The 13,149-nt window shown below is 63.7% G+C and carries 14 protein-coding genes; all 14 read right to left on the reverse strand.

The genetic code is table 11. The annotated features are described in order from the left end of the window. Positions 1-28: 28 nt before the first annotated feature. Positions 29-499, reverse strand: coding sequence for a VOC family protein (locus AC07SZ_RS24095; RefSeq protein WP_056569909.1), 471 nt, complete (start codon positions 497-499; stop codon positions 29-31). Between the two features lie 16 nt (positions 500-515). After that, positions 516-1,610, reverse strand: a complete 1,095-nt coding sequence (locus AC07SZ_RS24100; protein WP_494916170.1) for a hemolysin family protein — start codon at positions 1,608-1,610, stop codon at positions 516-518. Between the two features lie 27 nt (positions 1,611-1,637). Next, the gene (gene ybeY / locus AC07SZ_RS24105; RefSeq protein ID WP_056569906.1) at positions 1,638-2,144 is read right to left on the reverse strand and encodes an rRNA maturation RNase YbeY; all 507 of its coding nucleotides are present in this window, start codon (positions 2,142-2,144) and stop codon (positions 1,638-1,640) included. A gap of 18 nt (positions 2,145-2,162) precedes the next feature. Further along, positions 2,163-3,155, reverse strand: a complete 993-nt coding sequence (locus tag AC07SZ_RS24110; protein ID WP_019863063.1) for a PhoH family protein — start codon at positions 3,153-3,155, stop codon at positions 2,163-2,165. An 83-nt stretch (positions 3,156-3,238) separates the two neighbouring features. Then, positions 3,239-4,609, reverse strand: coding sequence for a tRNA (N6-isopentenyl adenosine(37)-C2)-methylthiotransferase MiaB (miaB, locus tag AC07SZ_RS24115; RefSeq protein WP_494916290.1), 1,371 nt, complete (start codon positions 4,607-4,609; stop codon positions 3,239-3,241). Positions 4,610-4,722: 113 nt separating this feature from the next. Then, on the reverse strand, positions 4,723-5,523 hold the full coding sequence (olsA, locus tag AC07SZ_RS24120; protein ID WP_494916171.1) for a lyso-ornithine lipid O-acyltransferase: 801 nt from the start codon (positions 5,521-5,523) through the stop codon (positions 4,723-4,725). An 83-nt stretch (positions 5,524-5,606) separates the two neighbouring features. Continuing rightward, positions 5,607-6,101: a GNAT family N-acetyltransferase gene (locus AC07SZ_RS24125; protein ID WP_056569901.1), complete on the reverse strand. Its 495-nt coding sequence runs from the start codon at positions 6,099-6,101 to the stop codon at positions 5,607-5,609. Further along, positions 6,101-6,778: a tRNA (adenosine(37)-N6)-threonylcarbamoyltransferase complex dimerization subunit type 1 TsaB gene (gene tsaB, locus AC07SZ_RS24130; protein WP_065005530.1), complete on the reverse strand. Its 678-nt coding sequence runs from the start codon at positions 6,776-6,778 to the stop codon at positions 6,101-6,103. Before tsaB ends, AC07SZ_RS24125 begins: the two co-directional genes overlap by 1 nt. A 95-nt stretch (positions 6,779-6,873) precedes the next feature. Then, on the reverse strand, positions 6,874-7,977 hold the full coding sequence (locus AC07SZ_RS24135) for a DUF1513 domain-containing protein (RefSeq protein ID WP_494916172.1): 1,104 nt from the start codon (positions 7,975-7,977) through the stop codon (positions 6,874-6,876). A gap of 3 nt (positions 7,978-7,980) precedes the next feature. Continuing rightward, positions 7,981-9,060 carry an imelysin family protein gene (locus AC07SZ_RS24140; RefSeq protein ID WP_056569890.1) on the reverse strand — a complete coding sequence of 360 codons (1,080 nt, stop codon included), beginning with the start codon at positions 9,058-9,060 and terminating at the stop codon, positions 7,981-7,983. Continuing rightward, positions 9,060-10,661 (reverse strand): di-heme oxidoreductase family protein, encoded by a 1,602-nt coding sequence (locus AC07SZ_RS24145; RefSeq protein WP_494916175.1) that lies wholly within the window; start codon positions 10,659-10,661, stop codon positions 9,060-9,062. The genes AC07SZ_RS24140 and AC07SZ_RS24145 overlap by 1 nt, the downstream gene beginning before the upstream one ends. Before the next feature lie 12 nt (positions 10,662-10,673). Further along, positions 10,674-11,159 carry a bacterioferritin gene (gene bfr / locus AC07SZ_RS24150; RefSeq protein WP_027043556.1) on the reverse strand — a complete coding sequence of 162 codons (486 nt, stop codon included), beginning with the start codon at positions 11,157-11,159 and terminating at the stop codon, positions 10,674-10,676. Beyond that, positions 11,125-11,436, reverse strand: coding sequence for a (2Fe-2S)-binding protein (locus AC07SZ_RS24155; protein WP_065005403.1), 312 nt, complete (start codon positions 11,434-11,436; stop codon positions 11,125-11,127). Before AC07SZ_RS24155 ends, bfr begins: the two co-directional genes overlap by 35 nt. A 111-nt stretch (positions 11,437-11,547) precedes the next feature. Then, complete coding sequence (locus tag AC07SZ_RS24160) at positions 11,548-12,837, reverse strand: imelysin family protein (RefSeq protein ID WP_065005404.1); 1,290 nt, start codon at positions 12,835-12,837, stop codon at positions 11,548-11,550. Positions 12,838-13,149 lie beyond the last annotated feature (312 nt).

Raw genomic sequence — 13,149 nt, forward strand, 5'->3', positions numbered from 1 at the left:
AAGCCGAGGTCACTTCTGGCGACGCCCATTAACGGTGCCAGCCGTCGATGCGCAAGCCACTCAACCGCTCGGCTTCTTCGCGGGAAACGGAACGGATGGGCTGGGTGAAGGTCCAGACATGACCCTCGGGATCGCGGGCCCGATACTGGCGTTCGCCGTAGAATTGATCCGTCGGCTCCTGGATTATTTCGGCGCCGCTCGCGCGCGCCTGCTCGCAATGCGCATCCAGCCCGCCCACGAGCCTGACATAGACCGACTGCGTGTTCTTGCCCGACACCGAAGCAGGACTCGCGACGTAATCGCTCCATTCTGAATCGACGATGATGTAGCAATCGCCGAACCGCATCTCGGAGTGGATGAGCTTTCCCGCGGCATCGGTCACCACCATGCTGGGCTCGAAGCCGAAAGCCGCTTCTAGCCAAGCCAGCGCTGCGCGAGGATCCCTGTAGAAGACGCCGGACCCCAGACTTGCGTGCCTGAACGGGTCGTCGATCGTCATCTAGAAGCCGAACCGTTCAGGCTTGTTCGGTGCGCGCCGTGGCCCGCCGGCGGCGCTCGCCCTTCTGGCTCTGCACGATGCGCACGCGCTTGACGCGGCGCGGATCTGCATCGAGCACATGGAACTCGAAGCCCGGAATGGCCTGTACCACCTCGCCACGCGTCGGCACGCGTCCGAGCGTGTTGAAGATCATGCCGCCAATGGTATCGACATACTCGCCGTGCTCGCCGGCGGCGAAGTCCTCGCCGATCATCTTGGCGACGTCGTCGATCTCGGCCTTGCCGTCGACGATGAACACGCCGTCACCGGCCTGGGTGATCATCGGCTCGTCATCGTCATGCTCGTCCTCGATATCGCCGACGACCATCTCGACAATGTCCTCGAGCGATACAAGTCCGTCGGTGCCGCCATATTCATCGATGACCAGCGCCATCTGCGTGCGCGTCGTCTGCATGCGGCCCATCAGGTCGGAAGCAAGCATCGATGGCGGCACGAACAGAACCTGGCGGATCAGGTTGAGCTCGCCGATGGTGCGCGCGAGGTCGACCTGGGCGAGATCGAGCTGCGTGGTGACAGGCGTCTTCCTGGTCGTACGCCCCTTCTTGACGCGCGCGAGCTTGGTGATGTGGGCCAGCACGTCGCGGATATGGACCATGCCGCGCGGGTCGTCGAGCGTCTCGGAATAGACCGGCATGCGGGAATGGCCGGACTGCTCGAAGGTGCCCAAGAGGTCGCCGAGCGTCGTGGCGATCTCGACCGCCTCGATGTCGGCGCGCGGCACCATGACGTCCTCGACGCGCACCTCGCGCAGGCGCAGGATGTTGTTGAGCATGGCGCGCTCGCCGGGCGAAAAGGATTCGGCGTCGCTCGCCGTCTCGGCCAGCGCGCCGGCGATTTCCTCACGCAGGCTGGTGCCGTTGCGTTGCCTGAACAGGCCCAGAACGCGGTCGAACAGGGAGGGGCCGGCAGACGAAGACTCGCTGGCAACGCTGCCGGTGTTGGCAACACCAGTGGTAACGGTACTCGGACTTGACCCCTCTTCCGACGTATCGGAAGCCTTGGTCGCACTGCCGGCGTCGGGGCGGGCGGCAGTCTCTGGTTTGTCGTTCATCGTCGTCCGGTCAATTGTCAGATGTAGTTACGCGTAGGGATCGGGAATGGCAAGCCTTGCAAGTGCCACGCGTTCGATGGCTTCCATCTCCTCGGCCTCGGCGTCGGTCTCGTGATCATAGCCCAGCAAATGCAGCAGGCCGTGGATGACGAGATGGGTGATATGGTTCTCCAGGGGCTTGTCTTCCAGTGCCGCCTCGCGCGCCACTGTCTCGGCGGCAAGCACGATATCGCCCAACATCGGCGGCAGAGGGCCACCGGGCACGGGCGGGAAGGCCGGGAAAGACAGGACGTTGGTGGGTTTGTCCTTGCCGCGCCAGCCGGCATTGAGCGTGCGGATATGGGCGTCGTCGGAAAAAACGATGCTGAGCTCGGAACGACCGGCCACGCCGGTCTCGGCGAAAGCAGCGTCAACCGCTCGATCGACCAGCCGCGTCAGGCTTGCCTCATCGGGCCAGTCGCCCGCTTCGACCGCTATATCGATGTCGACGGGCACCGAAGGACCCCCGTCGCCGGATAAATTGTCCTCAGGCATGAGGCCGCATCGCTGAAATCAATTCTCCGCGCCCAGGCCGCGCGCCAGCTTGGCATCGCGGTCATAGGCCCTGACGATCTCCGCCACCAGCGGATGGCGAACGACGTCGACATCGTTGAAGCGCACGGTTACCGCGCCGGCCACACCGTCGAGGACACGCAAGGCCTCGACCAGGCCCGATTTGGTGCTTGGAGGAAGGTCGATCTGGGTCGGATCGCCGGTGACAATCATGCGCGAATTCTCGCCAAGACGCGTCAGGAACATCTTCATCTGCATCGGCGTGGTGTTCTGCGCCTCGTCAAGGATAACAGCGGCATGCGCCAATGTGCGGCCGCGCATGAAGGCGAGCGGCGCGATTTCGATGACTTCGGCGGCAATGGCGCGCTCGACCTTGTCGGCCGGCATCATGTCGTAGAGCGCATCGTAGAGCGGCCTCAGATAGGGATCGACCTTCTCCTTCATGTCGCCGGGCAGGAAGCCCAGCCGCTCGCCGGCCTCGACGGCCGGCCGCGACAGAATGATGCGCTCGACCATGCCGCGCTCGAGCAGCATCGCCGCATGCGCCACCGCCAGATAGGTCTTGCCGGTGCCGGCCGGACCGATGCCGAACACCAGTTCCGAGCGCTCGAGCGCCCGCATATAGGCGTCCTGGTTCAACGAGCGGGCATAGATGGTCTTCTTGCGGGTGGCGATCTGGGCGGCGGAGACCTTGCCCTTGCGCTCCAGCGTCGGCAGCGTCAGCTGATCGTCGGCGGCGACCGCCATGCGCACGGCACCGTCGACATCGGACTGGCCGATATCGACGCCTTTCTGCAGAATCCCGTAGAGATTGTCCAAGGCGCGGCGCGCCTGCTCGGCGGCCGAAGCGGACCCCTTGATGGTCAGCTGGTTGCCGCGCGAGCGGATATCGACGCCGAGCTTCTGCTCGAGCCGGGCGAGGTTCTCGTCGAACTGACCGTAAAGGGCGCTGGCAAGCTTGTTGTTGTCGAAAGTCAGAACGATGTGCGCCATGTCAGAAGCCCCAGATGCCGGTACCGGGGGCAGGTTCTTCAGCTCTGCTGCGCTCAACCGTCTCTCCTCATCTGCCGAGACCATCAGGCCAATTCGGCGAACAGGCTGTTGTAGCCCGTCTTCGTGATTCGCACCTGGATAATGTCACCGATTTCGCCGGCCTTTTCATCAACAATAACGGGCTGCAGCCAAGGCGAGCGGCCGACCTTCTGACCAGCCTGGCGGCCGGGCTTCTCGATCAGCGTGTCGATGGTGGTGCCGACAAGGCTCAAGCCGAAATCCTGCTGTTGTTTGAGGAGCAGTGCCTGCAGGCGCTGCAGGCGCTCGTCCTTGATCGTTTCGGGCACATGATCAGGCATGTCGGCGCCCGGCGTACCCGGGCGCGGCGAATATTTGAACGAGAAGGCCGAAGCGTAGTTCACCTGGCGCACCAGTTCCATCGTCGCTTCGAAATCAGCTTCCGTCTCGCCGGGGAAGCCGACGATGAAGTCACCGGACAACGCGATATCGGGACGCCCGGCGCGGATGCGATCGAGCAACGCCAGATAGTCCCTGGCCGTATGCCTGCGATTCATCGATTTCAGGATGCGGTCGGAGCCCGATTGCACCGGCAGATGCAGATAAGGCATCAGCGACGGCAGGTCGCGGTGGGCCGCGATCAGTTCGTCGTCCATGTCGCGCGGATGGCTGGTGGTGTAGCGCAGCCGGGCCAGGCCCGGAATTTCAGCCAGCCGGAACAGCAGCCGGCCAAGGCCCCACTCCTCGCCGTTCTCGCCCTGGCCGTGCCAGGCATTGACGTTCTGGCCAAGCAGCGTCACCTCGCGCACGCCGACTTCGGCCAGGCGCTCGGCTTCAGCGACGATCTGCACCACCGGCCGCGAGACTTCCGAGCCCCTGGTATAGGGCACGACGCAGAAGGTGCAGAACTTGTCGCAGCCTTCCTGCACGGTGAGGAAGGCGGTGACGCCGCGCTTGATCACCTCGGCGCGCTTGGGCTGCGGCAAGTGCTCGAATTTGTCCTCGATGGCGTAGTCGGTCTCGACGATCTTTTCGCCGCCGCGCACTCTTGCCAGCACATCGGGCAGGCGGTGATAGGTCTGCGGCCCGATTACCAGGTCGACGGCCGGCGAACGCCTGATGATTTCCGCACCCTCGGCCTGCGCCACGCAGCCGGCGACGCCGATCAGCAGTTCGCGACCGGCAATGGCGCGCTCCGCCTTCATGTCGCGGATGCGGCCGAGTTCGGAATAGACCTTTTCGGCCGCCTTCTCCCTGATATGGCAGGTGTTGAGCAGCACCAGGTCGGCCTCACCGATGGCGTCGGTCGCGGTATAGCCGTCGGCGGCCAGCGCGTCGGTCATGCGCTGGGAGTCATAGACGTTCATCTGGCAGCCATAGGTCTTGATGAAGACCTTCTTCGTTGCCATGGCGCGAGATGCCGGCTGTCCGGCCATGGTGCCGATGTCGTCGCTTTCAATCGTGTTCAAGTCCATCCGGCGGCTTCTAACGCCTTTCCGTGACAAAAAACAGACGATTCTCGGCGTGCGCCCCCAAGGCGCATGTCGGGCTAGCGGCTCGGGCGCGGATCGGCGAGTGCCGCCTGCATCATCCCGCGCACCTGGCCTTCCATCAGCTTCGACGTTTCCTTGCGGTTCGAACCCTTCGCAAAGGCGATCGGTTCGCCGAAATGCACTTCGACGTCGAGCGCGCCTTCCGCCATCAGCACCTTGAGATGCGGCATCAGATCCTCATCGCCGATCCAGGCCGCGATCGGCCGGTGCCGCCGGCCGAGCGGCACGCCATGCAGGCGCGTATAGGTGATCGCCACCGGCTGGATAAACACCTGCTCGGCCGCACCCTCCGAAATCGCCATCGAGGCGGCGCCGAACAGCGTGCTCTTGAACGGCAGGATGACGTTGCCGTCACCGGTGGACCCCTCGGCGAACAGCACCATGGCGTCGCCCTTGGCCATGCGGCTGGCGATCTCGCTTGCCTGGTCGCCGGACGAACGCTTGCGCTCGCGCTCGATGAAGACGGTGCGCTGCAGCTTGGACAGCATGCCGATCAGCGGCCAGCCTTCCATATCGGCCCTGGCGATGAACTTCACATCGGCAAAAGAGCCCAGCACCATGATGTCGGTCCAGGAGATGTGGTTCGAGGCAACCAGCAACGGGCGCTTGGACGACAGGGCCCCCTTGACATGGACGCGCATGCCGAGCGCCCTGAGGACAAGCCTGTGCCAGATCTTGAGGATGAAGGTTTCCGGCCACCAGCCGGTCTTCATCGACAGGATCTGCAGCGGCACCAGGACCAGCGAACCAGCAACGACTAGGCCCACGGCCAGGAAAATCCTGATTTTTCCGATCATGCTGTCCTGGTCCTGCCATCACAGCGCCGCGCGTTCTCTTGGACGCGCAAAGGACGCCGTAATGATTTAATTTCGGCGTCTGGCTAGCGAAGATCGCGGCGCATGACAAGCGCGCCGGTCGGCCCGCGATCGGGCGACCTGTAATAGTCGGGGCGCTTGCCGACTTCGCGGAAGCCCAGCCGACGGTAGAGGGCGATCGCGGCGATGTTGGTCTCGTCGACCTCCAGGAACAGCGCTTCGGCGCGTTGCACATGCAGTTCGCGCAGCACGGCGTCCATCAACTGCCAGCCCAGTCCCTGGCGGCGATGGGATCGCGCCACCGCGACGGTCAGGATCTCGCCCTCGCCGGCGGCCAGCCGGGCCAGCACGAAGCCGACGGGCGGCTTGGCGCCCTGCCCGGTTTCGCGCGCGGCATAACCGAACACGGTGTCCTGCTCGAGCAAGGCGGCGAACTCGCCATCGGTCCACGGGCGGACAAAGTCCTCGCGATGCAGCAACGAGACCGCGGGGCTGTCGGTGATCCTGAGCGGCTCGAGCGCATAGTCCCGGCGCCGCGGCTGTAAAAAAGGTATGCGCATCAATTTTGTTGCCTTGAAAGAATAAATCCGGCTTGCGGCTTTGCATCGGCGCCGCGCAGGTAAAGTGGTTTCGGCCTTTCACCCTCGCCTTTGGCGGCGGCGAGGCGGGCGTATGTGACAATGTCGGCGGTGGCCGTCCGAGGCCCGATGTCGGAAACCCGACCCGCCGACGCGGCGATCCGCACCGCCGCTGTGCCGGCAAGCACCGCAAGGTTCTCCACCGCCAAGGCAGTGGCTTCCGGCAATGTGGTCACCGCCGGACCGTAAGTCAAAACTGACATTTTGTCGTAGAGCGCGGCATGGATTTCGTCGCGGCCGGCATCGAGCGCCGCCAGTACGGCGCGGCCGGGAAATGCCGATGCGGCCTCGGCGGCCAGTGCCTCGAGCGTCGTCACCCCGATCGCCGGTATTTTCAACGCCAGCGCCAGGCCACGCGCGGTCGAAACGCCGACGCGCAGACCGGTGAAGGACCCTGGGCCGACAGAGACGGCAATGGCGCCGAGGCCGGGATAGTCGGTCGCGCCCGCCTTCAGCGCCTCGGCGATGACGGCCATCAGGTGCTCGGCATGGCCTTTGCCGAGATCGAGCACCGCGCGGCCAAGCTCCCGCCCGGCCACCGCGTCGTAGACGCAGGCGGCGCAGAGGCTGGCGGCACAGTCGATGGCAAGCACTTTCATGAAACGAACGCTTCCGAGAAACACTTCCCTGTGCCCGCCAAGGCGCGGCACCGCAAGCATAATTTGTTAAGCGGCTTCGCTTCGCCGCCTCGACGTCAAACCTGCTCGATGCGCAGCATGTGGTTGTCCCAGACATAGTCCGGTTCCGACCGTGTCGCGCCGCTGCCCTCGATGATCTCGCCGGCGCCGGTGGTTGCCATGAAGCCAGCTCCGTCCGGCGCCAGGCCGCAGACCTCGACCAGCGCACTGGTAGAGACCACCCTGCCGCTCGCCACGTCGATCACGGCAAGCGAATTGCCTTCCGGCGACGAAACGGCGACGGTGCCCGCCAAAGGATTGGCGGCGACCGAGCCGATATAGTTGCGGAAGCAGGACAGCACGTCCGGCGACATGTCGAGCAGTTGCAAATCCTTGCCGCGCGCGGCGCGCCCAACCAGCAGCGGGCGATCGATGCCCGGCCCCCTATACTGGCAGCCGAACCAGACGGTACTGGATGCGTCGGTGTCCATATGGCGGATCGACAGTTGGTGCAGGGAAGCCGGTAATTCATGCTTCTCGATCAGGTCACCGGTGACACGGTCGATCAGGACGTAGGACGGCTTCATGGTGGCGATGTTGAGTTCCGCGCGGCCATAATCGGGATGGGTCTCGATGCCGCCATTGGCGACCGCGATCGTCCTGCCATCGCTCAGCAGCAGAAGCTCGTGCGGACCCATGCCGTAAGTCGGGAATTCACCGATGCGGCTGAACTTCGCCCGCGCGTCGTAGATGCCGACGACGCCGGCAGCGTTGTCGAAGTCGTTTTCGGTGGCATAGAGCAGGGCGCCGTCGGGCGAGAACACCCCATGGCCGAAGAAATGCCGGCCGGTGACGCTGGCGATGGTCAACGGGGCGTCTCTGCCGGTATGATCGAACACCACGGCGAAGGTGCCGGGCTGGCGGGCAAAGACCACTGAACGCTTCGATACGGGATCGAAGGTGACGTCATGGCCGCGATCAGGCAGGTCGATCGCATGCAGCACCTTGCCCGCCTCGGACAGGACGGCGGCGCCAAAACTGCCGTCGCGCTTGACGAAGGCGGTGGCGAAGACGGCGTCGGCGGCAAGTGTCCTTGCCCAGGCGGACGGCGCCACCACAGCGGCAAAGCCGATGCCCGCGGCTCTCAGGAAATCCCGACGATCGATCAGCGGCGTTTTCAAGGATCAATCTCCATCGAGCGACGAGAAGCCTGCGGTCAGGCCGAATTCGGCGGTCAGCCGGGTGCCGATCAGGGTCGACAGGCTGGAGGTGATCAGGGCGAAATGCTCGAGTTTTTCGCCCAGAGCCGGGTCCGCGAGCGCCTTGTCGATCGGACCCGGGACGGACTTCGCGGTGGCGACACCGTTGACCAGCTGGATATGGATCGACTCCGCCATCCAGCGCGCATCGGGCGGCAGCGCGTCGCCAAGTTTGGAGGCCTGGAACAACGCATCGATGCCGGCGAGATTTCCCGCCAGCGAATTGGTGGTGTTTTGCGAACGCCAGTAGATCGCCTGCTTGGGCTTGTCCGCCTCGGGCTTGCCGCCAAGGAAACCTTTCAGGCGGACATCCCGGACCATCTCCAACTCGTTGATGAAGACGCCGACCAGTTCGGTCACCGCCTCGTTACCGTCGCGGTAGAGCGCGTTCTGCGGCCCCGGATTGGCCCAGAGCGCGGCAAAACCGTCCGGCTTGTTCCAGGCTGCGCTGACCTCGCCGGCCATGGTTTCGATATTGCCGGCAACCGCCGCGCCATAGGCGCAGCGATAGGGATCATCCTTGCCCGCCAGCGCATCGGCGCCGTCGCCGAAAAGCACGAATTCCAGCGCGCCCAGCCCCTGCATGGCGACGCTCTTGCCAGCAAGCTGTGCCGGATCGGTGGCTGCCGGATCCTTGTCCGACAAGGCCGCCTGCACCTGTTTGAGGCCGATGCTCTTGCGGTCCGGCCAGAACAGCATGCGCTCCAGGCGGTTGTTCTCCTTGATCGGTCCAAAACCGATGATCTCGACCGATGACCAGGCATGGACCGTGGCGGAAAACTCGGTGCGCGTCGCGTCGAGTTCGCCTTGCGACGGCGCCTCGCAGAGCTTGTGCATCGCTTTTGTCAAGGTTTCGGCATGCTGGTGCAAATCGGCATAGGCCGGGCGGACGAAGCCGTCGATCGCCGGCTGGATGATGTCGGAGGCTTTCACCGCCGCCGATGCGGGGAAGGTAACCAGCAGGGCCAGCGGAAGAGCGAGAACCAGGGCGGAACGCTTCAACATCAGAGTGACTCCAGGAATTTGACCAGTGCGTCGCGCTCGGCCGCATTGGCGGCGGCAAAGCGGTCGCGCGCCTTCTGCGCCTCGCCGCCATGCCACAGGATCGCCTCGGTCAGGCTGCGCGCACGACCATCATGTAGAAAGAAGGAATTGCCGTTGACGGTCTCGGTGAGGCCGATACCCCACAGCGGCGGGGTGCGCCACTCGCTGCCCGTCGCATCGCCCACCGCCTGGCCGTCAGCCAGGCCGGGACCCATGTCGTGCAGCAGGAAGTCGGAATAAGGCCAGATCAGCTGGAACGCCTGCGCCTTGTTAGGCGCATCGCGACGGGTGACGAATTTCGGCGTGTGGCAGGAAATGCAGCCCATCTCGTAGAAGACCTTCTTGCCGGCGAGCACATCAGGCGCTGCGAGATCGCGGCGTGCCGGCACGGCCAGGTTCTGCGAATAGAAGGTGACGAGATCCATCACCGGCGCCGGCGCCTCGACCGGACCGAGGCGCTCCTGCACGCCATTCGGCATTGCGAGGCATTCCGCCTGCGCGGCGGTGCAATCGCCCCAATGTCTTGGTTCCTCGGGTGTCGAGATGCCGATGTCGCCGGCAAAGGCATCCGCGGCCTGCTGCCGGATCGATGCGGTCTGTGCCTTCCAGCCGAAACGGCCAAGCGTCAACTCACCGCTCGGACCGTCGAGCACGATGTTGGGCCTGCCGGAAATGCCGTCATTGTCGTGGTCGACCGGATCGGCGTGGGCCAGAATGTCCGCCGGCGCGATCTGCTCAATCAAGCCAAGGCCGATCATCGGCGGCGTCAGGCGCGGCGACAGCGTGGTATGCGGATCGAGCGGCCCATAGCCGAGATCGGTGACGGAATAATTGGGCTTGCGCAGGGAAACGACGGTGCCATCCGTCAGTTCCACCTCACGTTCCTGATAGTCGACACGCATCCGACCTTCGCCGCGCAGGCCGGGCACCGCCAGTTCCTGCAACTGCGTGCCGTAGACCGGGTCGGGAAAATTGAGCATTTGGCGGTTGGCGATGGCCGCTTTTTCCTCGGCGCTGCCGGCGTCCCGCGCCAGGCGCAGGAACATCGAGGTGGTGCCGGCATCGCCTTGCGGCGGACGGCCGCGGCCGTCCTTCAGATGGCAGTTCTGGCAGGCGCGCTCGTTGAACAGCGGACCAAGCCCGTCCGACGCCAGCGTCGAGGATGGCGACGAGACCCAGTTCTTGCGGAACAAGGCGTTGCCGAGCTTGAAAGTGCCCTCCTCCTCGAAGGTGATGTTGGTCGAGGATTGCGAGAAGGCATCGCGGCTGACGTCCTTCTCAGACGTGCCGGCGCCACCTTGCATCAGCTCGAACGGCTCGGGTTTGGAGAAATCCGTGGTCGGCCTGGTGACGGCGGTGACACGCGCCTGATCCCGGGCATCGAGGTCGCCGCGCGTGGTGGCAAGGCTGGCTGGCTGAAGGTCACCCGCAATCGCGGATGATGTCAGCGCCAGGACAAGAATGGTGCAGCGCCGGCCAGCCGGGCGGGCTGGTCTTTTCGGCAGGAGCGGCGAGCCGGCGGCCCTCAGCAAGCGGCGCAGGAATTCTAAGGGGCGCCGCATTCCCGCATGCCTTTACTCCGCCTCGTTGGCCGCATCGGCGTTGAGCTGGCCGTACTTCTCCTCGCCGATCGAGGCGAGCAGGTCGAGCTGCGTCTCGAGAAAGTCGATGTGACCTTCCTCATCGGCCAGCAGATCCTCGAACAGTTTCATCGTCACGTAATCGCCCACCTCGTGGCAGATCTCGCGCGAACGTTTGTAGGCAGTGCGCGCGTCATATTCGCCGGCAAGGTCGGATTCGAGCACTTCCTTGACGTTCTGCCCGATGCGCAGCGGCGCGACGGACTGCAGGTTCGGATGGCCTTCAAGGAAGATGATGCGCGCGATGAGCTTGTCGGCGTGGTGCATCTCCTCGATCGATTCGGCCCGCTCCTTCTTTGCCAGCTTGGTGTACCCCCAATCCTCCAGCAGACGGAAATGCACCCAATATTGGTTGACGGCTCCAAGCTCCAGAAAAAGAGCCTCGTTAAGCCGCTCGATGATCTGACTTTCGCCCTTCATGGGTTCTGCTCCCGTATTGGATGCGCAGGCCTCTGACGCGATCCAGATGTGAAACGACATCCACGCCGGTCGCCTCCGAGCGGGCGTGGTAATTTTCGGTGACCCGAATGATCGTTTCCACCACATTTGGGAAGCAGCCGCAACAGCGACCGCGCTTTTGCATGGAGTGATAGATCTTTGCCGGCACGATAAGCTGCCAAGGGTCCTGATCCAGCAGCGCGATGATCGTCTGCTCGATCTCCCTCTCCGTGATGATATTGCAATGGCAGATCAGCATTTATAGTGCTCGGATGGCTGACGGCGCCTTCCGCGCCGCGTGGCTTGATTGGTCCCGGAGCCCATTCCGGAGCCAATTGTCAGGCTCCGGAACCGCGCGCCAGGTTCGGTCTTACTTGAACACCTTATCGGGCGCGTCGAGGCTGTCGGAGCCTTCGAAGGCGATGGCGTTGAGTTTCAGCGAGCCGACGGCACGTTCGATCGACTTGGTCTGATCGACCAACGCGTCGATCGCCGCCTGCACGGTGGCGTTGCCTTCCTTGTTTCCTTCGGCGATCTGCTGGTCATAGGCCTCACCGGCCTCGGCCCGCACCTTGATCGCCTCCATCTTGGCGACGGTGACATCGAGCTTGTCGGACAGTTCCTTGTCGATCGCCGGATCGGCTGCCTTGACCATGTCATGCACCGAAGGCCCCGAAACGGCGGTGCCGTCGAGCCTGGTATAGCTGGCGAGGTAGGCAGCACGGATGCCGATCGCGTCATAGAGATGCGAGTTGTAGGTGTTGTCGGAGAAGCAGTCATGCTCCTCTTCCGGGTCGTGCAGCAACAGGCCGAGCTTCATGCGCTCACCGGCCAGTTCACCATAGGACAGCGAGCCCATGCCGGTGAAGATGACCGAGATCGCGGTGTTCGGCTCGCCATCGACCAGGTTCTTGCGCGCGGCGCCGTCTTCCTTCCAGTTGCCGACCATTTCCTGCAGGTCCGAAACCAGAAGGGTGGTGGCCGACTTCAGATACTCGGCACGGCGGTCGCAATTGCCACCGGTGCAGTTCTTGAGGTCGTAGTCGGTGTAGGGGCGTTCGCCGGCGCCCGGGCCGGTGCCGTGCAGATCCTGGCCCCAGAGCAGGAATTCGATGGCGTGATAGCCGGTGGCGACATTGGCCTCGATGCCGCCGGCCTCCTGCAGCGTGCCGGACAGGAATTCCGGCGAAAGTTTCGAGGCATCGACCTTCTTGCCGTTGATCTCGATTTCCTTGTTGGCGATCACATTGGCGGTATAGAGCGAATTCGCATCCGATTCGGTGCCGTAGCTCTTGGCGACATAGTCGATCAGCCCTTCGTCCAGCGGCCAGGAGTTCACCTTGCCTTCCCAATCGTCGACGATCTTGTTGCCGAAGCGGTAGACCTCGGTCTGCTGGTAGGGCACGCGCGATGCCTTCCACGCGTCGCGAGCGGCCTTGAGCGTGTCAGCGGACGGATTGGCAAGCAGCGCGTCGACCGCCTTGTCGAGGGCCTGGGCCGTGGTCAGCGAATCCTCATATTTGGCAAGCGCGATGTCGGAGTAGGTCTTGATCACCGCTTTCGCATCGGTATCCGCCTTGGCCGGCAGCACAAACACCGCCGCCGTCAGCAGTGCCGTGGCGCCAATCGCCGCAAGCCTGCCGCCATATCGTGCCGTCATTATCGCTCTCCAGTTTTTTGAAAATTTTATAAACGGCGCGTGCGGCGGCCGGCGCCAGGCCATGCTGATGCCATGGGACGCAAGACTGGCCACGCGATCGCGCGGTTGGGGGAAGAAAGACACCAAAATGCCTCCAATCGAACGGGTTCAAGGCCCAGACATCAAAGGGATGCGCTAACGCGCGAGCTTCCATAAAGCTTCGACGCCAATGGAAGTCAATGAAAATCGTCCGGAAAAGCCAATTGAAACAATAGTTTAGAATTATTCTAAACTACAATGGTCAACTTTATGCCTCGGCTGTGCCGGCCTTGC

This window comes from Mesorhizobium sp. GW821-FHT07A06, from assembly GCF_059419085.1.

Coding starts and splice junctions, on each gene's coding strand:
- AC07SZ_RS24095 (WP_056569909.1), bottom strand. CDS start 499: ATGACGATCGACGACCCGTTCAGGCACGCAAGTCTGGGGTCCGGCGTC.
- AC07SZ_RS24100 (WP_494916170.1), bottom strand. CDS start 1,610: ATGAACGACAAACCAGAGACTGCCGCCCGCCCCGACGCCGGCAGTGCG.
- ybeY (WP_056569906.1), bottom strand. CDS start 2,144: ATGCCTGAGGACAATTTATCCGGCGACGGGGGTCCTTCGGTGCCCGTC.
- AC07SZ_RS24110 (WP_019863063.1), bottom strand. CDS start 3,155: ATGGCGCACATCGTTCTGACTTTCGACAACAACAAGCTTGCCAGCGCC.
- miaB (WP_494916290.1), bottom strand. CDS start 4,609: ATGGCCGGACAGCCGGCATCTCGCGCCATGGCAACGAAGAAGGTCTTC.
- olsA (WP_494916171.1), bottom strand. CDS start 5,523: ATGATCGGAAAAATCAGGATTTTCCTGGCCGTGGGCCTAGTCGTTGCT.
- AC07SZ_RS24125 (WP_056569901.1), bottom strand. CDS start 6,101: ATGCGCATACCTTTTTTACAGCCGCGGCGCCGGGACTATGCGCTCGAG.
- tsaB (WP_065005530.1), bottom strand. CDS start 6,778: ATGAAAGTGCTTGCCATCGACTGTGCCGCCAGCCTCTGCGCCGCCTGC.
- AC07SZ_RS24140 (WP_056569890.1), bottom strand. CDS start 9,060: ATGTTGAAGCGTTCCGCCCTGGTTCTCGCTCTTCCGCTGGCCCTGCTG.
- AC07SZ_RS24145 (WP_494916175.1), bottom strand. CDS start 10,661: ATGCGGCGCCCCTTAGAATTCCTGCGCCGCTTGCTGAGGGCCGCCGGC.
- bfr (WP_027043556.1), bottom strand. CDS start 11,159: ATGAAGGGCGAAAGTCAGATCATCGAGCGGCTTAACGAGGCTCTTTTT.
- AC07SZ_RS24155 (WP_065005403.1), bottom strand. CDS start 11,436: ATGCTGATCTGCCATTGCAATATCATCACGGAGAGGGAGATCGAGCAG.
- AC07SZ_RS24160 (WP_065005404.1), bottom strand. CDS start 12,837: ATGACGGCACGATATGGCGGCAGGCTTGCGGCGATTGGCGCCACGGCA.